Origin of the sequence: Ruegeria jejuensis (assembly GCF_041537905.1) — a bacterium.
Lineage (GTDB): Bacteria > Pseudomonadota > Alphaproteobacteria > Rhodobacterales > Rhodobacteraceae > Ruegeria_C.
In genome coordinates this window covers 83,677-105,681 of record NZ_JBGRUO010000022.1, presented here as the reverse complement: position 1 = coordinate 105,681, position 22,005 = coordinate 83,677, and the positions used below count along the sequence as shown (strand labels likewise).

At 62.0% G+C, this 22,005-nt stretch carries 25 protein-coding genes, 1 other RNA gene and 1 pseudogene; 10 read left to right on the top strand and 17 right to left on the bottom strand.

What is annotated here, in order from left to right:
* Both AB1E34_RS20980 and AB1E34_RS20975 read left to right on the top strand, forming a co-directional pair.
* Nucleotides 1-122: pseudogene (locus tag AB1E34_RS20980) on the top strand (IS5/IS1182 family transposase); the annotation flags it as partial.
* 51 nt (nucleotides 123-173) lie between these two features.
* Nucleotides 174-1,031: a bile acid:sodium symporter family protein gene (locus AB1E34_RS20975; RefSeq protein WP_372574265.1), complete on the top strand. Its 858-nt coding sequence runs from the start codon at nucleotides 174-176 to the stop codon at nucleotides 1,029-1,031.
* On the opposite strand, the gene AB1E34_RS20970 is transcribed toward AB1E34_RS20975, so the two are convergent.
* The gene (locus AB1E34_RS20970) at nucleotides 1,028-1,774 is read right to left on the bottom strand and encodes a YbaY family lipoprotein (protein WP_372574264.1); all 747 of its coding nucleotides are present in this window, start codon (nucleotides 1,772-1,774) and stop codon (nucleotides 1,028-1,030) included. The two genes, AB1E34_RS20975 and AB1E34_RS20970, sit on opposite strands and share 4 nt — an antisense overlap.
* A gap of 97 nt (nucleotides 1,775-1,871) precedes the next feature.
* Nucleotides 1,872-3,650: an SLC13 family permease gene (locus AB1E34_RS20965; protein ID WP_372574263.1), complete on the bottom strand. Its 1,779-nt coding sequence runs from the start codon at nucleotides 3,648-3,650 to the stop codon at nucleotides 1,872-1,874.
* A gap of 346 nt (nucleotides 3,651-3,996) precedes the next feature.
* Here AB1E34_RS20965 and AB1E34_RS20960 point away from each other — a divergent pair, with 346 nt between their 5' ends.
* A complete protein-coding gene (locus AB1E34_RS20960) occupies nucleotides 3,997-4,929 on the top strand; it encodes an aminoglycoside phosphotransferase family protein (RefSeq protein ID WP_372574262.1) in 933 nt (310 codons plus the stop codon).
* 8 nt (nucleotides 4,930-4,937) lie between these two features.
* On the opposite strand, the gene AB1E34_RS20955 is transcribed toward AB1E34_RS20960, so the two are convergent.
* Nucleotides 4,938-5,750: a TIGR00282 family metallophosphoesterase gene (locus tag AB1E34_RS20955; protein ID WP_372574261.1), complete on the bottom strand. Its 813-nt coding sequence runs from the start codon at nucleotides 5,748-5,750 to the stop codon at nucleotides 4,938-4,940.
* A gap of 81 nt (nucleotides 5,751-5,831) precedes the next feature.
* Here AB1E34_RS20955 and AB1E34_RS20950 point away from each other — a divergent pair, with 81 nt between their 5' ends.
* Nucleotides 5,832-6,059 (top strand): putative hemolysin, encoded by a 228-nt coding sequence (locus AB1E34_RS20950; protein WP_372574260.1) that lies wholly within the window; start codon nucleotides 5,832-5,834, stop codon nucleotides 6,057-6,059.
* A gap of 5 nt (nucleotides 6,060-6,064) precedes the next feature.
* On the opposite strand, the gene AB1E34_RS20945 is transcribed toward AB1E34_RS20950, so the two are convergent.
* Nucleotides 6,065-6,625, bottom strand: a complete 561-nt coding sequence (locus tag AB1E34_RS20945) for a 5-formyltetrahydrofolate cyclo-ligase (RefSeq protein WP_372574259.1) — start codon at nucleotides 6,623-6,625, stop codon at nucleotides 6,065-6,067.
* A complete protein-coding gene (gene mgtE, locus AB1E34_RS20940; protein ID WP_372574258.1) occupies nucleotides 6,622-8,016 on the bottom strand; it encodes a magnesium transporter in 1,395 nt (464 codons plus the stop codon). The genes AB1E34_RS20945 and mgtE overlap by 4 nt, the downstream gene beginning before the upstream one ends.
* A gap of 135 nt (nucleotides 8,017-8,151) precedes the next feature.
* On the opposite strand from mgtE, the gene guaD reads away from it, so the two are divergent.
* Complete coding sequence (gene guaD / locus AB1E34_RS20935) at nucleotides 8,152-9,450, top strand: guanine deaminase (protein WP_372574257.1); 1,299 nt, start codon at nucleotides 8,152-8,154, stop codon at nucleotides 9,448-9,450.
* A gap of 9 nt (nucleotides 9,451-9,459) precedes the next feature.
* On the opposite strand, the gene AB1E34_RS20930 is transcribed toward guaD, so the two are convergent.
* From AB1E34_RS20930 to AB1E34_RS20920, 3 genes are all read right to left on the bottom strand, one after another.
* Entirely contained in the window at nucleotides 9,460-10,806 is a 1,347-nt protein-coding gene (locus AB1E34_RS20930; protein ID WP_372574256.1) for an 8-oxoguanine deaminase, read from the bottom strand.
* Nucleotides 10,807-10,909: 103 nt separating this feature from the next.
* The gene (gene hisN, locus AB1E34_RS20925) at nucleotides 10,910-11,701 is read right to left on the bottom strand and encodes a histidinol-phosphatase (RefSeq protein ID WP_372574255.1); all 792 of its coding nucleotides are present in this window, start codon (nucleotides 11,699-11,701) and stop codon (nucleotides 10,910-10,912) included.
* Nucleotides 11,702-11,751: 50 nt separating this feature from the next.
* Nucleotides 11,752-12,123, bottom strand: coding sequence for a helix-turn-helix domain-containing protein (locus tag AB1E34_RS20920; RefSeq protein ID WP_249707884.1), 372 nt, complete (start codon nucleotides 12,121-12,123; stop codon nucleotides 11,752-11,754).
* 345 nt (nucleotides 12,124-12,468) lie between these two features.
* Between AB1E34_RS20920 and AB1E34_RS20915 the strand changes: the two genes are divergently transcribed.
* Nucleotides 12,469-13,428 carry an NADPH:quinone oxidoreductase family protein gene (locus AB1E34_RS20915; protein WP_372574254.1) on the top strand — a complete coding sequence of 320 codons (960 nt, stop codon included), beginning with the start codon at nucleotides 12,469-12,471 and terminating at the stop codon, nucleotides 13,426-13,428.
* Between the two features lie 12 nt (nucleotides 13,429-13,440).
* On the opposite strand, the gene AB1E34_RS20910 is transcribed toward AB1E34_RS20915, so the two are convergent.
* Entirely contained in the window at nucleotides 13,441-14,319 is an 879-nt protein-coding gene (locus AB1E34_RS20910) for a LysR family transcriptional regulator (protein WP_372574253.1), read from the bottom strand.
* Between the two features lie 122 nt (nucleotides 14,320-14,441).
* Between AB1E34_RS20910 and AB1E34_RS20905 the strand changes: the two genes are divergently transcribed.
* From AB1E34_RS20905 to AB1E34_RS20895, 3 genes are all read left to right on the top strand, one after another.
* Nucleotides 14,442-14,651, top strand: a complete 210-nt coding sequence (locus AB1E34_RS20905; protein ID WP_372574252.1) for a DUF1127 domain-containing protein — start codon at nucleotides 14,442-14,444, stop codon at nucleotides 14,649-14,651.
* A 171-nt stretch (nucleotides 14,652-14,822) separates the two neighbouring features.
* A complete protein-coding gene (locus AB1E34_RS20900) occupies nucleotides 14,823-15,602 on the top strand; it encodes a Bax inhibitor-1/YccA family protein (protein WP_372574251.1) in 780 nt (259 codons plus the stop codon).
* A 37-nt stretch (nucleotides 15,603-15,639) separates the two neighbouring features.
* A complete protein-coding gene (locus AB1E34_RS20895) occupies nucleotides 15,640-16,152 on the top strand; it encodes a GNAT family N-acetyltransferase (RefSeq protein ID WP_372574250.1) in 513 nt (170 codons plus the stop codon).
* 22 nt (nucleotides 16,153-16,174) lie between these two features.
* Here the strand turns inward: AB1E34_RS20895 and AB1E34_RS20890 are convergent, their stop codons facing one another.
* From AB1E34_RS20890 to rnpB, 6 genes are all read right to left on the bottom strand, one after another.
* Complete coding sequence (locus AB1E34_RS20890; protein WP_372574249.1) at nucleotides 16,175-16,729, bottom strand: hypothetical protein; 555 nt, start codon at nucleotides 16,727-16,729, stop codon at nucleotides 16,175-16,177.
* Between the two features lie 4 nt (nucleotides 16,730-16,733).
* The gene (locus AB1E34_RS20885) at nucleotides 16,734-17,216 is read right to left on the bottom strand and encodes a GNAT family N-acetyltransferase (protein WP_372574248.1); all 483 of its coding nucleotides are present in this window, start codon (nucleotides 17,214-17,216) and stop codon (nucleotides 16,734-16,736) included.
* Nucleotides 17,213-17,737, bottom strand: coding sequence for an AAA family ATPase (locus tag AB1E34_RS20880; RefSeq protein ID WP_372574247.1), 525 nt, complete (start codon nucleotides 17,735-17,737; stop codon nucleotides 17,213-17,215). Before AB1E34_RS20880 ends, AB1E34_RS20885 begins: the two co-directional genes overlap by 4 nt.
* A gap of 75 nt (nucleotides 17,738-17,812) precedes the next feature.
* Nucleotides 17,813-17,980 carry a 50S ribosomal protein L33 gene (gene rpmG / locus AB1E34_RS20875; protein ID WP_039682682.1) on the bottom strand — a complete coding sequence of 56 codons (168 nt, stop codon included), beginning with the start codon at nucleotides 17,978-17,980 and terminating at the stop codon, nucleotides 17,813-17,815.
* 480 nt (nucleotides 17,981-18,460) lie between these two features.
* On the bottom strand, nucleotides 18,461-19,168 hold the full coding sequence (locus AB1E34_RS20870) for a DUF533 domain-containing protein (protein ID WP_372574246.1): 708 nt from the start codon (nucleotides 19,166-19,168) through the stop codon (nucleotides 18,461-18,463).
* A 73-nt stretch (nucleotides 19,169-19,241) separates the two neighbouring features.
* Nucleotides 19,242-19,660: RNase P RNA component class A (gene rnpB / locus AB1E34_RS20865), an RNA gene on the bottom strand.
* A gap of 165 nt (nucleotides 19,661-19,825) precedes the next feature.
* Here rnpB and AB1E34_RS20860 point away from each other — a divergent pair.
* Nucleotides 19,826-20,566, top strand: a complete 741-nt coding sequence (locus tag AB1E34_RS20860; protein WP_372574245.1) for a hypothetical protein — start codon at nucleotides 19,826-19,828, stop codon at nucleotides 20,564-20,566.
* Nucleotides 20,567-20,573: 7 nt separating this feature from the next.
* Here the strand turns inward: AB1E34_RS20860 and AB1E34_RS20855 are convergent, their stop codons facing one another.
* The gene (locus AB1E34_RS20855; RefSeq protein ID WP_372574244.1) at nucleotides 20,574-21,224 is read right to left on the bottom strand and encodes an N-acetylmuramoyl-L-alanine amidase; all 651 of its coding nucleotides are present in this window, start codon (nucleotides 21,222-21,224) and stop codon (nucleotides 20,574-20,576) included.
* 3 nt (nucleotides 21,225-21,227) lie between these two features.
* The gene (locus AB1E34_RS20850; protein ID WP_372574243.1) at nucleotides 21,228-22,004 is read right to left on the bottom strand and encodes a hypothetical protein; all 777 of its coding nucleotides are present in this window, start codon (nucleotides 22,002-22,004) and stop codon (nucleotides 21,228-21,230) included.
* Between the last annotated feature and the right edge of the window lies 1 nt (nucleotide 22,005).

Sequence of the window (22,005 nt, the reverse complement as noted above, 5' to 3'; positions counted from 1 at the left end):
GCATTGAGATCATGTTCGGACGCCTGAAGGATTGGCGGCGCGTCGCCACCCGATATGACAGATGCCCAAAGGTATTCCTCTCGGCCATCGCTCTCGCTGCTACAGTCCTATTCTGGCTGTAAATCAATGAGTCTGGAGCCTAGCGTCGTTGAAACGCTTTTGGGAGGAAGAGTTTGGATTTTCTGATCAATGTGGGCCTGCCGCTGTCGCTCGCCATCATCATGCTGTCCTTGGGCATCGGGCTTGAGATTGCGGATTTTCGCCGCGTTCTGACGCGAAAATACGCCTTCTTCATCGGGGCTTTTTGCCAGATTGTGCTGCTGCCTGTGGTGGCGTTCGCAATTGCGTATCTTTTCGGCCTGCCTCCCGAGATCGCCGCAGGTTTCATGTTGCTGTCTTTCTGCCCCGGCGGCGTGACCAGCAATATCCTGTCGAAACTGGCAAAAGGCGATGTGGCTCTGTCTGTAACGCTGACGGCGATCATCAGCCTGCTGTCCATCATGACCGTCCCGATCCTGGCCGCCTGGTCGGTGGGCCACTTTCTGGGCGAACAAGCCCCCGACGTCTCGATCACCGGGCTTGCGCTTGCGATGTTCCTGATCACGACCCTGCCCGTTGCCATCGGGGTCACGATCCGCTCGTTGGCGCGCAGCTTTGCGCTACGGATCGACAAGGCGCTCTCGACGCTTGCCACCACACTCTTTGTGCTCATTGTGATTGCCGCGCTGGCGGGGAACTGGACGGTGTTTGCCGAGAACCTCGGCGCCATGGGGGCCAGCCTGGTTGCGCTGAACGTTGTCCTGTTACTGCTTGGTCTGGCATTGGGGCGCGGTGCCGGGCTGAGTTGGCAGGAAACCAAGACCATTTCGATCGAGACCGGCATCCAGAACTCGACGCTTGGCATAACGATGGCGGGGCTTATCACCGGCACCGCCAGCGGGTTTAGTGTGTTGGCTCTGCCCTCGGCAGTTTACGGCATCACCATGTATGCCGTGTCGATCCCGTTCATCCTCTGGTACCGCAGCCGCTAGGGCAGCCGCGTCAGCCGCATCACCGTGTCACCGGACGCATCGGTCAGGGCCAGCAGATCGCCGTTGACCACATAGCCGGTGGTGCGGGTCAGCCCGTTCAGGAATTGCTGTTCGACCGCATCCTGCTCGGGCGGGCAGGCCATCAGTGTGCCCGCCATGTTGTCGGGAAAATCGATCGTGCGTGCACCGATCTGGGCAGTGCCGACAAAGCGGTTACAGCCCCCGGTGGCGCCAAACTGGCCTTCTTCCGAGAACGCTATCTCTGGTTTCTTCTCTGCGTTTACCAGAGCACCCGCCAATTCGCTAACCTGCCATTTGCTGTTGTCCAGCACCTGCGCCTCCTCCGGGCCGGACACCTTGACCAGCACCATATCGACAGTGCTGGTGCCCCCGCGCGTCAGCACCGGATGCACCGTGTCATTGGTGAACAGAAGCTGCTCGTCCAGCAGGATCGACGCTTCGACCGCATAGCTGCGATTGTCCTTGATCAGCGCATCGTCATAGTCGAGGCTGAACTCCGCCGGCACGCCCGTCAGGGCATACCGCTTGCCCGACAGTTCGATCGCCGCCGCATCCGCACGCGAGATATCGACCAGCTTGACCTGCAGCACAGCCCCCGGCGGCACGGCGATCCTCTCTCTGTAGGTGGCGGTTCCGTCGATACTGCCCGCCATAGCTGCCGTGCCAAGCGCGGCACCTGCCAGCAGCGCGGCCATCAGACCCCGAAAAATCATCTCGCTCATCCTTTCCCGATGCGATGTGCCGTCAAGATCGGGACGACACATGCGGTTTCAAGGCACATTACGCGCGATTGGCCGAAGAACGCTCAACTCTGGCCAATCAGAAGGGCCAGATGACCGGGATCAGCGCCGAGGCCAGCATTCCGACGGTCAGGTTCAGCGGAATGCCCACACGCATGAAATCGGTGAAACGATAACCGCCCGGGCCATAGACCATCATGTTGGTCTGATACCCGATCGGGGTCGCGAACGAGGCTGAGGCCGCCACCATCACCGCCACGATCAGCGGGCGCGGATCGATGCCCATCGCACCGGCCAGACCGATGGCAATCGGCGTGACCACCACAGCCACCGCGTTGTTGGACACAAGCTCGGTCAGGACCGAAGTCAGCAGATAGACCGCCCAGACCACCAGGAAGGGCGGCATCATGCCGAGGAAGGGCGCAATCGCCTCGACGATCAGCCGTACCGCACCAGAGGCTTCCAGCGCGGCCCCAATGGCCAGCATGGCAAAGATCAGCGCCAGCAAACGCCCGTCGACAAAGGAAAACGCCTCATCCGCGTCGATGCAGCGGGTCACAAGCACAATCGCCACGGCCATGATCGACAAGGGCAGGATCGGGGCCAGCCCCAGCGCGGCAAACACCACCAGCCCCACCATGGTGGCGATGGCAACAGGCGCGTGACCACGCCGATAGGCCCGCGCCGAGGGGTGCGAAACATCGACCATGTCCATATCCGTGGCCAGCCGTTGAATATCCTCCGGCGCACCTTCCAGCAGCAGCGTATCACCTACGCGCACCACAAGATCATCCAGTTGGCGGCCGATATTCTGGTTCCGGCGATGCACTGCCAGCACATAGACCCCATAGCGCCGCCGCAAGCGCAGCATACCCAGCGTACGCCCGACCATGCGGCAGCCCGGCGTGATCAGCACCTCGACCGTCGAGGTCTCGACCGCCGAGACCTGATCGACGCGCTTGAGTTCCTTGTTGCTCTGCAGGCTCAGCAACTCGGTCATCTGGGTGCGCAGGACAACGCGGTCGCCCAACTGCAATTCGACGCCCTTGAGGTTGCGCCGCAGCGAGGCATCGCCGCGGATCACGTCGATCAGGCGAACGCCCTGCCGCTTGAACAGCTGCACGCCGGTCACTTCGCGGCCGATCAGGTTGCTGTCGGGGGGGATCACCGCCTCGGTGAAGAACTTCATCTTCGACTTGTCGCTCAGCAGCGTCGCCATGCTGTCGCGATCCGGCAGCAGCCTGGGCGCGATGAAGCGCAGGTAGATCATGCCATAGATGACCAGAACTATGCCCAGCGGCGTGACCTCGAAAATCGAGAACGGGGCCTGCCCCTGCGCGCGCGCCACACCATCGACCAGCAGGTTGGTCGAGGTGCCGATCAGCGTCAGCGTCCCGCCCAGAATAGCCGCATAGCTGAGCGGGATCAGAAGTTTCGAGGCGGCAACATCCAGCGTACGCGCGATCTGCACAAAGACCGGGATCATCACCACCACCACCGGCGTGTTCGACACGAAAGCCGAGGCGACGACGACAAACCCCATCAGCAACCCGATGGCGATGCGCGGGTTCACCTTTGCCTGACGCTGCGCGGTCGAGGTGAAGGCATCCAGCGCCCCGGTGCGCACCAGCGCGCCCATGATGATGAACATCGCCGCGATGGTCCATGGCGCGGGGTTGGCCAGCACCGGCAGCGCCGCCTGATAGGGCAGGATACCGGTCACCAGCATCAGCGCGACACCGCTGATTGCCACCACTTCCGTGGGGAATGTCTCGCGCAGGAACATCACAAACATCCCCGCGACGATCATAAGCGCCAGGATCGCGCTGGCGGTATCGGAAAGCTGGAGAAATTGCATGGAGTCAGATCGTTGCCCGTAACCCGGCCCGAAGATGTGCCGGGAGGCAGTTTCCCGCATTGTGCAGGCCGGGGCAAGCCCGACCTGCACCTACCGCCGTGAGTGGTGGGTGACCGGGGGCCAGACAGCGCGGTTTCCCTGCAGCCATCCGGCCCGGTGAGACTGACCCCTTCAGCATCCTCACCTTCCCGGTCCTGTTAGTGATATGGGATATCGGTCCCTATCCGCACCGGCCGTTTCGGTCAGAGTTTTCGGGTTTTCGGCCAGCATTTCGCCTGCCACCCTGGCCTGGGCATTGCCATCGCACTCCTCCGCCCCAATCATGGGTCGCGGGTTCGGAGGGGGCATGGATCACCACAGTTTCGAGGGTTTTGCGACTGAAACGCTGGGCCATCTTGGCGAAACGCTGCGCCATACCGGGTTTCTGGCCCAAGGCGCGACCAGTCGGGTTTGGGAAATATGGTCTGACCAGCGCGCCTATGCGCTACGGATCATCGACAGCCCGGCCCGCACGCTGAATGGCCCTATCGACCGGTTTCTGCGCAAATCGATCAGCGACCGTGGCGGGCGGGTTTCCTATCCGGTGCTGTCCTCGGACGAGGTGGGCATGCTCTGGCAGGGCCGCCCCTGGACGCTTGAGCCCCTGCTGGTTGGCCGCCATCCCCCGCGTGGCAAACTCCCCGCACCGGCCTGCCGGGCCTTGGGCGAGACTTTGGCAGCGCTGCATCAGATTCCGGTGCGTGGCTTCGGGCGCCCCGCCTATGTCGACGGGGCTTGTATCCATGGGGCAACGTCCGATCCTGTTGCAGGCGTCTTGCAGCGCTTTGACCACCCTTTGCCGGAAACTTGGGCGCAGGACGTCTCTCACCCCGCCTTTGCAGCAGCACCGGAGATCGAGACCGACACGCGAGCATTGCTGCAAAAGGTATCCGCGCAAATCGCGAAGCGCGCGCCGGTGATATGCCATAGCGACCTGCATGAGCGGCAGTTGATCTGCGACGGCGACCAGTTTGTCGGCTTGCTCGATTTCGGGGACGCCACGCTGCTGGACCCACATTGGGATCTGGGCTCGGTGCTTTATTTTCACGGGGAGCGGAATTTCCGGCAGGTTTTTGAGGGCTATCAGCAAGCCGCGCGCGACAGCCGGTGTCAGGCCGACCTAACGGCAGCGTTCTCGACCGCCATCGCGCTGCATCACGCCGCACGGTCACGTCTGCCGGGTAAAAGCCGCAGGTTGGAGCGCGCGGTGGCGCATATCCGGCAGATCATCGACACCTGAGCGAGAGGTCAGGGTGCCGCCTGCTCCAGACAGCCCCCGATCCGCACCATGCGGACCTTTTGCGCCGCGCCGCTGCGGTCCTCACTTTCCAGGTAGATTCCCGAAAGCGTCGCCTCTCCGGTCGCAGGCGTAAAACGCGCCTTTGGCATGCCGGTGAGAAAACGGCGCATCGGCTCGGTCTTCTCCATGCCGATCACGGAATCATAATCGCCGCACATACCCGCATCGCTCAAATACCCGGTGCCGCCGGGCAGAACCTGCGCATCGGCCGTAGGGATATGAGTGTGGGTGCCGACGACAAGGCTGGCGCGCCCGTCGCAGAAATGACCCATCGCCATCTTCTCCGAGGTCGCCTCGCAATGCATATCGACGATCACCGCCTGAGCCAGCCCGCCGCGCGGATGGGATTTGAGCACAGGCTCGATCGCCGAAAACGGATCGTCGAAGGGGCGTTTCATAAAGACCTGCCCCAGCACCTGTGCCACCAGAACCTTGCGTCCGCCCGGCGCGTCAAACAGGCGATAGCCGCGCCCCGGCGCGCTTTTGGCGAAGTTCAATGGTCGGATCACCCGCGGCTCACGCTCGATGAATTGCTGCATGTCGCGCTGATCAAAGGCATGATCGCCCAGTGTCACGCAATCGGCGCCAGCCTCCAGCAGCAGCTTGGCGTGGTCACCGGTCAGCCCCATGCCGTTCGAGGCGTTCTCACCGTTGACCACGACGAAGTCCAGCTTCCACTCTTCGCGCAGGCGCGGCAGATGCGTCTGCACCGCCGCCCGGCCCGCGCGGCCCATCACATCGCCAAGGAAAAGTGTCTTCATAGGTTTGGTCCTAAGTGTGGCGCATCCCGAGCGCAAGCGCTTAAGGTAAACGGGTACCCTGCGACCGATCGGAGTTCCCGCATGACCCGTTTCCTGCTGATCCCTCTTGGCCTGACCACACTGGCCGCCTGTGACCCGGCCCCTCAGACAAAGCCGCAACTGGCCAACCCGGCGGCCACCTATTGCATCGACAGCGGTGCAAAATATGAAATCCGCGATGGCGAGGCAGGCCAGACCGGCATCTGCACCCTGCCCGATGGCACCGAGGTGGATGCCTGGGAGTACTTCCGCGAGAACAACCCCGGCTGAGTGGCTCAGCGAAAGCTCAGCACCCGGCTTTCGGTGACCAGCATGTCCAGCGGCTGATCTGTGGGTTCCAGCGGCAGATTTTCGGCCTCTTGCGCGTCGAAGGCAAAGCCGATGGCCAGTGTCCCACGCTTGGCGCGCAGGCCCTCAAGCGTGCGGTCATAGAAACCGCCGCCATAGCCCAGCCGCCCGCCTTTTGCGTCGAAAGCAACCAAAGGCACGATCAGGATTTCGGGGTCGAAATAGTCATCCTCCAACGGGACCTTGGCCCCGAACGGCCCATCGCGTAACGGTCCGTCGGGGACCCAGCGTGAAAAGCGCAGTGCCTCATTGGCCGCTTGAATGACCGGAACGCCGACCGGCCCATGCGCGGCGGCTTCAGCCATGGCGGGTAACGGGTCGATCTCGGTCCGGATCGGCATATAGCCCGACAGCGGTACGCCGCGATAGCCTGCCAGCACCTCCGACAAGCGCCCGGCAGCGCCCGGCGGGCGGGCCTCGTACGCCGCTTTGCGGCGGGCGAAACCGGCCTTGCGGGCCGCGGACTTTATCTCGGTCAAATCACTCATAGCAGGATCACCGAGGCCAGTCCGAGGAAGGTGAAGAACCCCATCACATCGGTGGTTGTCGTCACAAAGGTTCCCGAGGCCAAAGCCGGGTCAACCCCCATCCGGTCCAGCAGAACGGGTGCTGCGGTACCTGCAAGCCCCGCCACCACCATGTTGATGATCAGCGCGGTGCCAATCACCAGGCCTAACAACGGCGAGGCGAACCACGTCATCCCGACCACGCCCAGCACGATGGCAAAACACATACCGTTCAGCAGACCTACTGTTACCTCGCGCCGGATCACCCGCCAGACATTTGCCCCGGTCAGGTCCTTGGTCGCCAGCGCCCGTACCGCAACGGTTAGCGACTGGGTCCCGGCATTGCCGCCCATCGAGGCGACAATAGGCATCAGAATGGCCAGCGCCACCAGTTCGGCAATGGTTTCCTCGAATTGCGAGATCACCAGAGATGCGCAGATCGCGGCGCACATGTTCACCGCAAGCCACGGCAGACGGCGGCGGCTGGTCGCTGCAACGCTGTCGGACAGCGAGCTTTCGTCGCTGACCCCGGCGAGGCGCAGAATATCCTCTTCATGTTCCTCATCCAGAACGATCATCGCGTCGTCGATAGTGATCACACCGACCAGCCTGCCATCACCATCGACCACCGGGGCCGAAATCAGGTGATACTGGTTGAAGGCATAGGCCACATCCTCTTCGTCCTGATCGACGGGAATGGTCTGGAACTCTTCTTCTGCGAGATCGGTCAGCGGCACCTCGCGTTTGGCGCCCATCAGCTTGCCCAGCGCCACATTGCCAATGGGCCGCAACCGCGGATCGACCAGAACGACATGATAAAACTGCTCGGGCAGCGCCTCGGAGCTGCGCATATGATCAATGGCCTGCCCGACAGTCCAATGTTCGGGTGCCATCACCACCTCGCGCTGCATCAACCGCCCGGCGGAGTTTTCGGGATAGTTCAGCGCCTGTTCGACCGCTACCCGGTCGGCATCCTCCAGCGCGTCGAGAATCTGTTCCTGCTGCGGCTCTTCCAGGTCCTCGACCAGATCGACCACATCATCGCTTTCCAGCTCTCGCACGGCCTCGGCCAGAACATGCGGATGCAGGACGTTGATGACCTCTTCGCGCACCGAATCATCCAGCTCGGACAGGATGTCGCCGTCGAATTCCTTGTCATAGAGCCGGATCAGGCGCGCCCGGTCATGGGCGTTGATCTGTTCCAGAAGGTCGGCGATGTCGGCGGGGTGCAGCGGCTCCATCAACTCGATGAGCTTGTCGCGATCCTGCACGTCAACGGCATAAAGGATGGCAGAGACCAGCTTGCGATCCAATTCGTAGGACTCGTCATCGCGCTGCCAGTCGGAATCGGGTGAAATGTCGTCCGTGGTCATGCGCTGCCCTCTTCTTGATTGGGGGCAAAATAGAAGAAGCATCTATGGGAAAACAATGAGAATGGCGCGATTTACCAAAAATTCGCGCGCGCCTATTCTCTGTCGGGGCACAGATGGCACGAAGTGAGGAATGAAATGACGCAGGAAACGATCCTGAAAGGGCTGGTTTTGTCCTTCACCGGATCTCCGTTCGAGGGGGTTCCCGAAGAGGCCGTCGCCCTGCATGAGGCGGTGGCGCTGAGCGATGGCAAGATCGCCGCTATCGGCACGGCGGACAATCTGACGGCCGCCTACCCGCAGGCCAGCGTCACCGATCATGGTGAAAAGCTGATCCTGGCGGGGTTTGTCGACGCCCATGTGCATTACCCGCAGACCGCGATGATCGCCAGTTGGGGCAAGCGGCTGATCGACTGGCTGAACCTCTATACCTTCCCCGAAGAGATGAGGTTCGGGTCGCCCGATTACGCGATGGAGATCGCGACGCGCTATCTCGATATCACCGCTGCCCATGGCACCACCACAATGTGCAGCTTCTGCACCATCCATCCCGAAAGCGTCGATGCCTTCTTTCTGGCCGCCAAGGCGCGGGGCCAACGGGTTGTGGCCGGCAAGACCTGCATGGACCGCAACGCGCCCGACGGGCTACGCGACACCGCCCGCAGCGCCTATGACCAATCCAAGGCGCTGCTGGAGAAATGGCACGGCACCGACCGGATATCTTACGCGATCACCCCGCGCTTTTCGCCAACCTCGACCCCCGACCAGCTTGAGGCGATGGGCGCGCTCTGGGCCGAACACCCTGACTGCCTGATGCAGACCCATCTGAGCGAACAGACCGACGAGATCGAATGGGTCCGGTCGCTGTTTCCCGATGCCCGCGATTATCTCGATACCTATGAGGCGCATGGGCTGCTGGGCGCAGGCGGGCTTTATGGCCACGCCATCCACCTGGAACCGCGCGAACGTGACCGGCTGCGCGAACATGACGCGGCGCTGATCCATTGCCCGACCTCGAACACGTTCATCGGTTCTGGCCTGTTCGACATGGCCGGGCTGATGGCGGAAGGCCAGCGTATCGGGCTGGCCACCGATACTGGCGGCGGGTCTAGTTTCTCGATGCTGCGCACGATGGCAGCGGCCTATGAGATCGGGCAATTGCGCGGCGCGGCCCTGCATCCGGCGCAGTTGTTGTGGCTGGCAACCGTTGGTTCGGCGCGCAGCCTGCGGATGGACGACCGGATCGGCAATCTTGCACCGGGGATGGAGGCGGATCTGATCGTGCTCGATCTCGCCTCGACCCCCGCCATCGCCCAGCGCCATGTTGAGGCCGACCACGTTTGGGAGGCCGTGTTCCCCACCATTATGAAAGGCGATGACCGCGCGATTGCCGAGGTCTGGATCGGCGGCCGCAAAGTGACCCATCAGATGGGTTGAGCCAAGCGCTCAGCCCGGCAGTCGCGCTCGCAAGTTCTGCGCCAACTGGTTCTGCTGCTCGATCACCTTGGGCAGATCCAATGTCACCACCTGCCCGTCGCGCACGATCTGGCGCCCCTCAACGAACAGGTGTTTGACCTGCGTGGGTCCCGCCAGAAGCAGCGCCGCCTTGTCCCAACTGCCTGCGCTTTCTACGCCGGACACATCCCAGATCGCGATATCCGCCCGCTTGCCGATGGCCAACTGCCCGCAATCGGGCCGGTTCAGCACCTCGGCCCCGCCCCGCGTGGCGATCTCCAGCGCTTCATAAGATGACATCGCATCGGCCCCCTGACTGACCCGCTGCAACAACATCGCCTGCCGCGCTTCAGCCATCAAATTCCCGGTATCGTTGCTGGCCGACCCATCCACACCCAGCGCCACCGGCACGCCCGCATCCCGCATCCCGCGCACTGGCGCGATGCCGCTGCCCAACCGACAATTGGAACAGGGGCAATGGGCCACACCGGTTCTTGATCCGGCAAACAGCGCGATTTCCTGACCGTCAAGCTTCACGCAATGGGCGTGCCAGACATCATCCCCGGTCCATCCCAGATCCTCGGCATATTGGCCGGGGCGGCAGCCGAAATTTTCCAGCGAATAAGCCACATCCTCATCGTTTTCGGCCAGATGAGTGTGCAGCATCACCCTCTTGTCGCGCGCCAGCAGCGCCGCCTCGCGCATCAGATCGCGGCTGACCGAGAAGGGCGAACAGGGCGCCAGCCCGACCCGGCACATCGATCCCTCAGCGGGATCATGGAACGCATCGATCACCCGAATTGAATCCTCCAGAATGCGCGCCTCCCGTTCGACCAGACTGTCGGGTGGCAGGCCACCATCGCTTTCGCCGATGCTCATCGCCCCGCGCGTAGGGTGGAATCGCAGGCCGATCTCGGCGGCGGCGGCGATCGTGTCCTCCAGCCGCGCGCCGTTGGGAAAGACGTAGAGGTGATCGGAAGACAGCGTGCAGCCAGAGAGCGCCAGTTCCGCCAGTCCAACTTGTGCCGAAACATGAACCTCTTCCGGGCCGAACTCTGCCCAGATCGGATAAAGCCTGCGCAGCCAGCCAAACAGCAGCGCGTCTTCCGCGCCGGGGACCGCGCGGGTCAGGGTCTGGTAGAGATGGTGATGGGTGTTGATCAGGCCGGGGGTAACAACACAGCCCCGCGCCTCGATGATTTCGCCCTCGCTATGAAGCCCTTCGCCGATCTCGGCAATCGTCCCGTCCCGCACCCTCAGATCGGCACCGCTCAGCACGCGCCTTGTGTCGTCCATCGTCAGAAGGGTATCAGCCCCGCGTATCAGGATTTCTTTCATGTCCACACTCCGTCTACGCCCGCTTCATCAGAGTGTGAGAGGCCGACGGAAAACGGGTCAAGAACCGGCCTGATCCCAACCTAGCGAGAGCCCGTTGCGCGGGTCAAGTGCGGCGCAGGATTTCCAGCGCCTTCGCGTGGATCTGCGTATTGGCCGCCGCCAGCACGCGCCCGCCGTCATGGGCTGGGCCGCCCTGCCAATCGGTGACCACGCCGCCCGCCGCCTGGATCACAGCGATGGGGGCCTGAATGTCATAGGGGTTCAGGCTGGCTTCGATCACCAGATCCACCTGCCCGGCCGCCAGCAGCGCATAGGCGTAACAATCCATCCCGTAGCGGGTCAGCTTGACCTGGGCTGATACGGCGTGAAAGGCGCGGCCTTCTTCTTCGGTGCCCACTTCGGGAAAGGTGGTGAAGAGCACTGCGTCAGACAGCTCTGCTGTTGATCTCGTGCGCAGGTTGCTTGTGCCAAGTGGTCCGACAAGTTGCGCGTGATCCCGGTCGCCCGAGAACCGCTCGCCGATATAAGGCTGGTCAATGACGCCCAGAAACGGACCCTGCGCATCTGACAGCGCGATCAGAACGCCCCATGTGGGCGTTCCGCTGATAAAGCCGCGGGTGCCGTCGATCGGGTCCAGCACCCAGACTCGCCCGCTTGAGCCGGGCGTCTCGCCGAACTCCTCCCCCAGAATCCCGTCATCGGGCCGGTGTTCTGCCAGAACAGCGCGCATGGCCTGTTCGGCGGCGCGATCCGCGATCGTGACCGGATCGAACCCGTCAACAAGCTTGTTGTCGGTATCCAGCTGAGCGTTACGGAAATGAGGCAAAATCGCAGACCGCGCTGCATCTGCGGCGCGGTTTGCAACATCAAGATCGGTCTGGTCAACGGATGTCATGTGAGTGGAGTGCCACCCGCTGCCTAGAATTTCAACTGTCTTGCGCGCGACTAGGCGACGTCGCTCAGCACCCGGGCCAGATCAAACAGCCGACGGCGCTGGTTTTCAGGGATTGCGTAATAGGACCGCACCAAATCCAGCGCTTCCTTGTCCCCCATCAGATCAGCCGGAACATTCGGACGCTCGGGCGTTGTCTTATGCGCCTCATCAAGCCCCTCAAAGAAAAAGCTGACCGGTACATCCAGGGATTCTGCGATGTCCCAAAGGCGTGACGCGCTGATCCGGTTTGCGCCGGTCTCATATTTCTGAATCTGCTGGAACTTGATTCCAACTTGCTCCGCAAGCTGCTGCTGGGTCATTCCAATCAGCCAGCGACGGTGCCTGACACGTTTGCCCACATGGACATCAACGGGATGGGTCATAAGGTATCCTCCATTAGTCTTCTTCGACGACCACCCGGGTTCTGCTTTGGCGCCTTAACACTTAATAACTGTTAGTTGGCGCCAATTAAAAACGTCCTAACGTCCGTCATGCGCCCCAAAAACCGCACCCCAACACTGATGAAACCAGCATCTAGGTTGAACACAACCCGGTTGATTCCCCTCGACTATACACATGTTTAGGGTTGAAACGTGAATTTTTTTTGGTTTCAACCTGGCGTCGAAGGATCAATTTCGTGCGACCAGCGTTGTTGCATGGCCGCGACGCGTTGTTTGACAGCATGACCACTGTGGCGGTTTATGTGCCTCAAAGCAAAGGGATTCCTCATGCGCGCCTATCAAGTCAACCGTTTCAACGCCCCTCCGGAGCTGTGCGACATCACGCGGTCCGCCCCCGGCCCCGAGCAGATCGCGGTCGAGATTCGCGCCTGCGCTCTGAATTTCGCCGATCTGCTGCTGATCAAGGGCACCTACCAGGAAACGCCCGAGCCCCCGTTCACGCTTGGGATGGAACTGGCAGGCGTGGTGAGCGGGATCGGAGATAAGGTCGACGGGTTCGCGCCCGGTGACAGGGTCGCGGTCTATTCCGGTCAGGGCGGGTTGGCCGAAAATGGCGTTTTCGACGCGGCCCGTGCGGTCAGAATGCCCGACACCATGCGGTTCGAGGATGCAGCAGCCATGCTGGTCGCGTATGGCACGGGCCGCCTGTCGCTGGTGCACCGGGCGCGCTTGCAGCCCGGCGAGACCCTGCTGGTGACCGGGGCAGCGGGCGGCGTCGGGCTGACTGCTGTCGAGATCGGCGCGAAACTGGGCGCGCGGGTGATCGCGCACGCACGCGGAGCCGAAAAGCTGGAGATCGCGCGCAAGGCCGGGGCGGCGCATCTAATCGACGCCTCCGAAGACCTGCGCGAGCGGGTGTTGGAGCTTGGCGGTGCGGATGTCGTCTATGAGGCCATTGGCGGCGACGTGTTCCGTGCCGCCTTTCGCGCCACCCGGCCCGAGGGTCGCATCCTGCCCATCGGTTTTGCCGGGGGTGATGTGCCGCAAATCCCGGCCAACCACCTGCTGGTCAAGAACCTGACCTTGATCGGCGTCAATCTCGGGGCCTACCTGTCCTTCAACCCGGCCGCCCTGCGCGACAGTTTTGCTGAGGTGTTGCGCTGGTGCGAGGCCGGGGAGCTGACGCCGCATATCTCGCATGTGCTGCCACTGGAGCGTGCCGCCGAAGGGTTGCAACTGCTAAAAGAGCGCAAATCCACCGGCAAGGTCGTGATCACCATGGCCTAGCTGCGGCCCGCCTCAGCCAACCGCCTTCAACGGCTGCGAGGCCGGGTTGCGGAAGACCTGGCGGATCATGTTGGCCAGTTCCTCGACATAGCCTTCGCGAACCTTTTCGCCGCCATAGAGGTTGATGTACTGCCCCGGCAACTCCGGCAGCGTGCCGCCGTGGTCAATCACCTCCTGATGGCTGGGTTGTGTCCCTTCCAGCAACACGCCTACCGCCAGATCGGCGCTGACGGTGGCTTCGACCGTGCGATCTGAATCGCTGTCGACGCCCATTTCCCATTTGATCCCCGCATCATCCAGCGCGGCGGTTGCTACCGGGCGGAAGATACAGTTCCGGCAGAAGCCGATGCGCAGTGGCTTTTGCCGCCAAACAGAGCCGTTCAGCGCCCCGACCCAACGCAGCGGTGTCTCCTGCAGCGTTTCCGCCCCCTCGCCCGCAGCGCTCTCGGTGGTCAGGATCAGGTCATATTCCCCCTTGGCAAAGGAGGCCTTCAATTCGCGGGTATTCGAGGTCACCAGATTGACGTTCACGCGGGGAAAACTGGCGTTGAACCGCTGCAACACGCGCGGCACGAAGGGGTGCACCACATCATGGGGCACGCCCAGCATCACCTCTCCCTCAAACGCCTGATCGGTCAGGCGACCGATCACCTCGTCGTTCAGCGCAACCATCCGCCGCGCATAGCTAAGCAATTGCTCGCCCGATGCGGTCAGGGCGATGCCCCGGCCCGACCGGTCCAGCAGGTCCAACCCCAGAAGCTCTTCCAACCGTTTGAGCTGCATCGAGACCGCCGACTGCGTCAGGTTCAGGAACCCGGCCGCACGGGTCACGCCGCCATTGTCAGCCACGGCCACAAACGAGCGGAGCGTTGTAATGTCCAGATTTCGCATGTTCACGTTCCTTGATGACTTCCATCAAAAACATTCGTTTTCATAATGAAACACACTCACCCATATTGTTCAAGGAACTTGATGGAAGACCCAGAACACATCACCAAGGAAAGGGTAATCAGATGACCTTGACGACCGAACGCCATATCCGCCCCTGCAAGCGCATATCGTTTTGGCGCGCCCTGACCCACGCGTGGGCCGTCCGGCGTGATCGCCAGAAATTGCTGCGGCTGGACGATGCCGCGCTGAAGGACATTGGCATCACCCGCAGCGAGGCTTTGGCCGAGGCGCGCCGCTCGTTTTGGGATGCGCCAGAGACCTGGCGCTCCTGAGCCCGCCTGCCCGGACGGTCCCCACAAGGCGGATCGTCCGAACTATTCGCGAAAACTGACCATATTTCCGACGGAAATACTTGAATTACCCCGCCAGCTTGCCGATATTCGCAAGGAAAGCTGCCGGTCACTCGCCGGCGGGGAGTGAGTTTTTGCTGATGGAGAGCTTTAATGGCTGAATTCGACACGATCCGGTCAACGGCGGCAGGTGTACGCACTGCCCAGATTGACGAGGGTCTGCGCGCCCATATGAACAAGGTCTACGGCACGATGTCCGTGGGCATGCTGATCACGTTTCTTGCCGCATGGGCGATCTCTGGCCTTTCGGTCACGACCGATCCGTCGGCAGCAGCCGCGCAACTGAACGCGAACACCTATTTGACCTCGCTGGGCGCGGCGATCTACACTTCGCCCCTGCGCTGGGTCATCATGTTTGCGCCGCTGGCCTTCATCTTTGGCTTTAGCGCCGGCATCAACCGCCTGTCCGCAGCGGGTGCGCAAACCGTCTTTTACGCCTTTGCCGCCGTCATGGGCCTGTCGATCAGCTGGATTTTCCTGGTCTTTACCGGCATGTCGATCATTCAGGTCTTCCTGATCACTTCGATCGCCTTCGCGGGCCTGTCGCTTTATGGCTACGTTACCAAGAAGGACCTGTCCGGAATGGGCACGTTCCTGATCATGGGCGTGATCGGCCTGATCGTGGCTATGGTCGTCAATATCTTCCTTGCCTCCCCGGCGATGGCCTTTGCTATCTCGGTGATCGGCGTTCTGATCTTTGCCGGTCTGACCGCCTATGACACGCAAAAGATCAAAACCACCTACCTGCAGATGGCCCATTCGGGCGATCAGGAATGGCTGGGCAAGGCCGCCATTATGGGCGCGCTGAGCCTCTATCTGGACTTCATCAACATGTTCATGTTCCTGCTTCAGCTGTTTGGCAACCGCGAATAACGCTTCTGCTACAGACCAAAACCTTCGAGGGCGGGCCATGACGGACCCGCCCTTTTCTTTTGCCGCAAGGATCGATGTGATGGATATCGTTGAACTGCAAAGCCCCGACGCACCCCGCCTGATGCCACTGCTGCATCAGGTTCACGATCTGCATGTCAACCACCTGCCAACGCGCTACCGTCCGATCGCTCGGGATCCGGAAGCGGTGGACTGGCTGACAGACCGGCTCGCGCGCGACGGGGTCCATAGCTTTGGGGCGATCGTTGAGGGCGAACTGGCGGGTTACGCAGTGCTTGAGATCGAACATAAACCCGGAACGGTTCTGAAACACCCCCGTACCCGAGCGATGCTTCAGCATATCTGCGTCGATGCCGCCCATCGCAAGTGCGGGGTGGCAAAAGCGCTGTTCGAGGCCGCGAAGGCGCATCTGGCCCCGATGGGTATCAGGGAATACGGCACCACTTATGCCAGCTTCAACAGGGCCTCTGCCGCGCTGATCGCATCCCTCGGGTTTCACCCAGCCCTGATCTATGCGGAGTACCGCCCCTGAAACGGGGTGCAGCGGTATGTGTTCAACGGCAGTTCAGCGGTACTGCCAGACCTTCAGTCCGTCTGGTGGACCTACCCTTCTGATAGACATTGCCCGCCGTCAGGCACCCGGTCAGGCGTGGCACGGCGGCACCGAAATTGGCTGTTGTGACCGGCGTGATCTCAAACACGGAATTCTGAGGCGCGCGCAAGACCGCGAACAATGTGCCGTTCACCGCGACTGAGCTGAGCATCAGAACGCGGCCGTCACCGCCAACTTCCACGGCATTGCCCACAACGCGCCCACCATTGTCGATCGCAACAAGCGCTTGCCCGCCCTGGTCAGGCGCATCGCTGATCACCTGGCGCGTGGGCAGTTCGGCGAATGCGACCGGCACCGTCAGGTTGCGCCCGACAAAGGCCTCGGTCTCGCTAGTCGAAAGCGTGCGTGGTTCTCCGTCGATTCCGGTGAACCCAACGCCTTTACTTGGCCCAAAGGCACAACCGGCAAGGGACAAAGCAGCAAGGGCAGGCAGCAAAAAGTGTTTCATAACGCTCAGATATTTGTGGCGGATGGCCATCAGGGTAACGGCAGCCATGCCATCATGACAAGCGTTGCCGCATACGAATGGCCGGAAAGCTGATGCCTGCCTGCAACGGCACCTGCATCGGACCTTCGCTTTGGAACCCCATCGCGGCGTAGAAAGCCGCCGCCGTGCGCGTCGACCAGCACTCCATCTCGCTGATGCCCGCCGCGCGCGCCTCGGCCAGGGCGTGGGCAACGAGCGCGCGTCCCACACCCCGGCGCAGCGCCCGGTGATCGGTGACCACATGACGGATATGACCGAGGTCCTGCCGGCTGCGATCACGCGTCCACCCGCCTGCCCCGCGTATCAGGTCCTCCTCCTCGGCCACATAATAGGTGCCGCAGCCAAACAGCGCTGGTTGCGCCCGGCTGATGAGCGGCAACGCCGTGACCAGCACCGAGGGCGGATAATCGGGCTTGAGCAGGCGCGGATAGCTGCGCGCCAGAAGCGCATCAACAGCGGCCATATCGGACCGCTCGGCGGGTCGGACCCGGATCATCGCCTGCCCTCCAGGGTTTCGAGATAGGCCGACACCTGCGCCGGATTGCCAAGATGGTGCCGACTCTGATCCGGGCGCGCCTGAGCATAGATCTGCTGCAACCGCGCGCGGCTGGTCCGACTGGTCCGCCAGATGAAGCGATAGAATGCGGGCGTTTCTCTGTGCCAGCCCTCGATACACCCCTCGGCCATGTCCGGGCGGTTCTGGCCGCGATTGCGGATCATCCGCTTGGTCACCCGCCACAGGCGCAGCCCAACCGGCAGATCCAGCCAGATCAGTGTATCTGCGCGGGCCAACCGAGTGTCATAGGTGGCAGACAGACCGCCCTCGAAAATCCAGTGCTCACGTGCTTCGATCTCGCGCGCCATGGCGATCTTTTTGGCGCGCGGGCGTTCGACCCAGCCCGGCAGCCAGTGCAGATGATCCATGTGATAGACCGGCAGGCCCGTTGCCGCAGCCAGATGCCGCGCCAACGTGCTTTTGCCGGATCCCGGCTGCCCGATGATCATCACCCGTTGCATCAGAACGCTCCGAAACGAAAAAGGGCCACGCAGTAACGTGACCCTTTCCGGTGTCTTTTCCAGTGAAGGAAAGGCTTACTTGATCTTGCCTTCCTTGTACTCGACATGCTTGCGGGCCACCGGGTCATATTTGCGCACAACCATCTTCTCGGTCATGGTGCGTGCGTTTTTCTTGGTCACGTAGAAGTGGCCCGTACCTGCGGTCGAGTTCAGACGGATCTTGATAGTCGTCGGTTTCGCCATGGTTTCTACTCCTGCGCCCGAAAGGCGCGCAGGCGCTTTCGGTTGAATTCCTATGAGCGTGCGCTTTTACCCGCAGCGCCCCCCGAGTCAACCAGATTCTGCATCCGCGGCGGTATATCTGCATGCCGTCGACGAGCGTGACGGCGCGGCACGATCTTTTTCGTATGACTGCCTTGCGTACACTATTCTGGCAGGGGGCTCTGAGGGTGATCAATTTTGCGAGGAGTCGCCTTATGCGCCACGTCCTGATTGCCTCAACCCTTCCGCGCGCCATGCAACTCGGAGGCCTCTGTCAGGGATCTTGCCCAACTGGCCGGCGCTCAGACCGGCTGCGCAGGCGAAGCACAGGACGACGCGGCCCTGGGTAATAGTGGCTTATTCGAAGAAGCCATTTCCCATACAAGATGAACCTGCCGCCTCTGGGCCGCGACTTGCTGTGCGGCCCAACTGCCGTGCATGAAAAGGGAAACGGAGACAGGTCTACTCCCGCAGCGGCACGCCCATCTGGGCATGGATCTGGCTTCGCGCTGCGTCGGTCAAACCGAGCGATTGGGCGAGCATGTTCAGGTACTGCGCCTCGGCACCGGTATCGACGCGCATAACGGCGAGCGACGTTGCATATACCTGGGTAGCGGCGGCCCCCTGCGCCGCCTGTGCAAGCCCCACGATGTCGAGCGGCGCGGCAAGCTGTTCTTCGACGAAGGCGCGCTCCTCATCGCTGATATCATCGCCCAGCGCGTCCAGGATCACCTGCCGCTCGGCATCGTCGATTTCGCCATCGGCCTTGGCCGCCTGGATCATCGCCCGCAGCATGAGTTTCGCCTGCTCCTCCATCGCGGTCTCGGCGGGTGTGCCGCGAAACATCGCGCTCATCATGTCAGCGGATTGCTTGCCCCCCGAGAGGGCCGCGCCCTGCATCGAGGACATCAGCCCGCCAAGCCCGGCCATTGCCGCCCCTTGGGCACCCGCGCCGGTAAACTGGTTAAGCATGTTCTGGATCTGCTCGGTTGCGCCGCCAAGGCCGAATTTCTCGGCCATCGCGCCGATCTGCTCGGTCCCCATCTGACCTTGCGCGCCCGAGAACATGTTTTGCAACCCGGCCATGCCCCCCATCTGCTGGTACTTTTCCATACCTTTGGCAGCGGCAAAACCAACAGCGACCGAGGCCAGCGTTTTCATGAAACTCATTGTAAATCCTCCTCCGGAACAGACCACCAGTGTAGCGGTGGGTCCGCTTTGAAGCCAAACAGATTCCGAGAAGATGCGCGGAGGGCCTGTAAGCCGGATCCTGTTCCGGGGTTGCCCCCTTCGATGACCATTCATCTAGGGCACCCGTTGCCGGGCACCTCCAGCTGCCAACCCGACCCCTCTCGGCTGAAGCGAGCCTAGCGGCGGTTTCGGCTTGCACCGACCTGCCCGCGCGGGGGTCCTATTTGGCATTGCTCCCGGTGGGGCTTGCCGTGCCACCGCTGTTGCCAGCGGCGCGGTGGGCTCTTACCCCACCGTTTCATCCTTACCCCGGCGTCTTGCCGAAGGCGAACCTTCGACGAACCGGGGCGGTTTCATTTCTGTGGCGCTTTCCGTCGGGTTGCCCCGCCCGGGCGTTACCCGGCACCGTTGCTTCAGGGAGTCCGGACTTTCCTCGTGAGGCGCACCCCACGCGGCCATCCGGCCCTCCGCGCGAGCGAAGGACATAGACCCGCAACAACATGCGGTCAATCCTCGGCGCTGTGTGATCGTGCTCACAGATTTCGAACCTGAAACATGATATGAGCAACGCCACTGATTTTTATAGTTCCCCACGGCCCGATTTCAGGTCGTTTTTTTCGAGTTAGGAGAGTTGAAGTGGCAGATATTCTGGACGCCATGTCAAAATTGCAGAAGGCCCACGACTATTTCGGCAAGGCCGAAAGCCTATACAAGAACATAAACACGGTTCGGGATGCCGCAAAGATCGACCCGAAGGATCCCAAGCAACTGGAAAAGCTTGTCGGAATAACGGACAAGGAAACCCAAAAGCTGATGAAGGCGCTGAACGCCCGCGCCAAAGCCACAGAAGAGGCAGCAAAAGCCAAGTTTCCGGACATACCAAGCAACACCACCGCCAAATGGGCTCAGTGGTGGAAGGCCGCGGACAAGTCCGGCATGGGCAGTTCGCAAGAGAAAAAGGCGCGAAACGCTTATCTCAAGGCGCTGCAGGCCTACGACCTTCTGCTGCGTGAGCGCACAACCTATTGCGACATTCTGATCAAACAGTCCGGAAAGCAGATCAAGGTCTACAAAGGCCTCGTCGACGTGCACAAATCCGCCGAGAAAATCTGCCTTGCCGTGATCAAATCTCCTTCGACCACCGGCACCGCACCGCAAGCGACGGCGATGAAGATTCTGCTTCAGTTCCGCGCGGTACCGGGTCCGGCCAACCGCATATGGAAGGCACATGAGAAAATCATCAAAGCCGCCAAAGCGGAAAAGACGAAATGGGAGAAGGTCAAGAAGGTCAACGATGTCTGGATAAAGGACGTTCAGGCCAAAAACATGGGCGACTTGGTCAAAAAGGCTCTTGCCGCATTGGGTATAGACGCCTGAGGCCCCCTCACGGCTGCGGCAGAACTGCCAGATCCTCTGACCGCAAATCACCGCGCGCCCAGGGGCGTCGGCGTTGGCGCACCGCGCTCAGCAACGCTTCGTCGCTGACATCAGAGGTATATCCCGCCGCTTCGGCCCGCGCGCGAAACAGCAGCGGATCGCGATCCTGCACGTCGCGTATAATGGTTGGCGCCGCCAGCCTCTGCCGCTCCAGCCGCTGCCAGTCAAAACGCGGGCCGGGATCGATCTTGCGGCCCGGTGCCATGTCGGAATGGCCGATCACGTTATCCGGCGGGATGTCCCAGCGGGCCAAGACAGCACACAGCAGCGTCTCCAGAGCCGCCATCTGAGGTTCGGCAAAGGGGGTCGCGCCGGTATTGTCCAACTCGATCCCGATCGAACGGGAGTTGATATCGGTCAGCCCCTGCCATTCTCCTGCCCCGGCATGCCAGGCCCGATCTTCTTCGCGCACCATCTGCCATGTCGTGCCATCCGCACCGATCAGGTAATGGGCCGAGACCTCGGCCTCAGGCAAACAAAGCAGTGTCAGCGCCGCCTCGGCGCTGATCATGGCGGTATAGTGGATCACCACAAAAGCAGGCTTCAGCCCGTCCCGGCGGGGGCCGAAATTGGGGGACGGATGCCAGAGCGGCGCCACGCCTCAGTTGCTGACCGCATTACGGTAGGAGCTTGGGTCCCAGTCGCAGGCATACCCATCGCCATCCGGGTCCAGCCCTTTGCGGTCACGCTGCGGCCCGCCGCCCTCAAGAAACGCAATCTGCGCCAGGTCGGGCGAGGCGAAGCCTGCGCAGTTGCGCTGCGCCTTGGCCTGCAGGTTGAATCCGGCCCGCGAATAGACCTTGGTGCCCTTGGGATGCGAGGTACTGAGCGCATATTGCACGATATTGGGCTGTGCGGATCCGCTGCGCTCGGGCACGGCGGTCGGAGTCACCTGCTGGTAATTGGCGCGGTTCTGCGCGATCCGCTGAGCATCACTTTCGATCGTCTGACGGCTGGAGACGGCGTCGAAGTCGTTCTCGTCCGAGATGCCTGCATTGTCGATCAGTTGCGGCGCCGGGTTCGAGGGGCTGGCCTGAACGGGTGCGACGCCGGAATTGCCTTGCGATTGTTGCAGCGCATTGGCGGTTTCGCGGGCGATATCCTCGGCGCTGCCGGCGGCAGGCACAGAGGTGCCCGTGCCGGACACACCCGGCGTCGGATTTGTGGTGGCCGAGAGCGGTGCGCCGGTCGCGCCAAGCGTTTCCGATGATACGGCGGAGGGCGGCGCCAACGGGTCGCCGGTTATGGTCTGACCGGCCAGCGCTGCCTCGCGCTGCGCCTGATAGGTGGGCGTATTGAACCCCGCCCCGGAATCGGGAACGGTTGACTGGCAGGCTGCCAAAATCCCAAAAACGGGAACCAGATAGAGTACACGCATG

What these genes read in the sequence shown, in the direction of transcription:
- AB1E34_RS20970 (WP_372574264.1), bottom strand. Translation starts at nt 1,774, where the DNA reads ATGAGCGAGATGATTTTTCGGGGTCTGATGGCCGCGCTGCTGGCAGGT.
- AB1E34_RS20900 (WP_372574251.1), top strand. Translation starts at nt 14,823, where the DNA reads ATGGCTGAATTCGACACGATCCGGTCAACGGCGGCAGGTGTACGCACT.
- AB1E34_RS20965 (WP_372574263.1), bottom strand. Translation starts at nt 3,650, where the DNA reads ATGCAATTTCTCCAGCTTTCCGATACCGCCAGCGCGATCCTGGCGCTT.
- AB1E34_RS20870 (WP_372574246.1), bottom strand. Translation starts at nt 19,168, where the DNA reads ATGAGTTTCATGAAAACGCTGGCCTCGGTCGCTGTTGGTTTTGCCGCT.
- AB1E34_RS20910 (WP_372574253.1), bottom strand. Translation starts at nt 14,319, where the DNA reads ATGCGAAATCTGGACATTACAACGCTCCGCTCGTTTGTGGCCGTGGCT.
- AB1E34_RS20890 (WP_372574249.1), bottom strand. Translation starts at nt 16,729, where the DNA reads ATGGCTGCCGTTACCCTGATGGCCATCCGCCACAAATATCTGAGCGTT.
- AB1E34_RS20950 (WP_372574260.1), top strand. Translation starts at nt 5,832, where the DNA reads ATGACCCGTTTCCTGCTGATCCCTCTTGGCCTGACCACACTGGCCGCC.
- AB1E34_RS20885 (WP_372574248.1), bottom strand. Translation starts at nt 17,216, where the DNA reads ATGATCCGGGTCCGACCCGCCGAGCGGTCCGATATGGCCGCTGTTGAT.
- hisN (WP_372574255.1), bottom strand. Translation starts at nt 11,701, where the DNA reads ATGACATCCGTTGACCAGACCGATCTTGATGTTGCAAACCGCGCCGCA.
- AB1E34_RS20960 (WP_372574262.1), top strand. Translation starts at nt 3,997, where the DNA reads ATGGATCACCACAGTTTCGAGGGTTTTGCGACTGAAACGCTGGGCCAT.
- AB1E34_RS20955 (WP_372574261.1), bottom strand. Translation starts at nt 5,750, where the DNA reads ATGAAGACACTTTTCCTTGGCGATGTGATGGGCCGCGCGGGCCGGGCG.
- mgtE (WP_372574258.1), bottom strand. Translation starts at nt 8,016, where the DNA reads ATGACCACGGACGACATTTCACCCGATTCCGACTGGCAGCGCGATGAC.
- AB1E34_RS20850 (WP_372574243.1), bottom strand. Translation starts at nt 22,004, where the DNA reads ATGCGTGTACTCTATCTGGTTCCCGTTTTTGGGATTTTGGCAGCCTGC.
- AB1E34_RS20945 (WP_372574259.1), bottom strand. Translation starts at nt 6,625, where the DNA reads ATGAGTGATTTGACCGAGATAAAGTCCGCGGCCCGCAAGGCCGGTTTC.
- AB1E34_RS20920 (WP_249707884.1), bottom strand. Translation starts at nt 12,123, where the DNA reads ATGACCCATCCCGTTGATGTCCATGTGGGCAAACGTGTCAGGCACCGT.
- guaD (WP_372574257.1), top strand. Translation starts at nt 8,152, where the DNA reads ATGACGCAGGAAACGATCCTGAAAGGGCTGGTTTTGTCCTTCACCGGA.
- AB1E34_RS20930 (WP_372574256.1), bottom strand. Translation starts at nt 10,806, where the DNA reads ATGAAAGAAATCCTGATACGCGGGGCTGATACCCTTCTGACGATGGAC.
- AB1E34_RS20880 (WP_372574247.1), bottom strand. Translation starts at nt 17,737, where the DNA reads ATGCAACGGGTGATGATCATCGGGCAGCCGGGATCCGGCAAAAGCACG.
- rpmG (WP_039682682.1), bottom strand. Translation starts at nt 17,980, where the DNA reads ATGGCGAAACCGACGACTATCAAGATCCGTCTGAACTCGACCGCAGGT.
- AB1E34_RS20905 (WP_372574252.1), top strand. Translation starts at nt 14,442, where the DNA reads ATGACCTTGACGACCGAACGCCATATCCGCCCCTGCAAGCGCATATCG.
- AB1E34_RS20895 (WP_372574250.1), top strand. Translation starts at nt 15,640, where the DNA reads ATGACGGACCCGCCCTTTTCTTTTGCCGCAAGGATCGATGTGATGGAT.
- AB1E34_RS20915 (WP_372574254.1), top strand. Translation starts at nt 12,469, where the DNA reads ATGCGCGCCTATCAAGTCAACCGTTTCAACGCCCCTCCGGAGCTGTGC.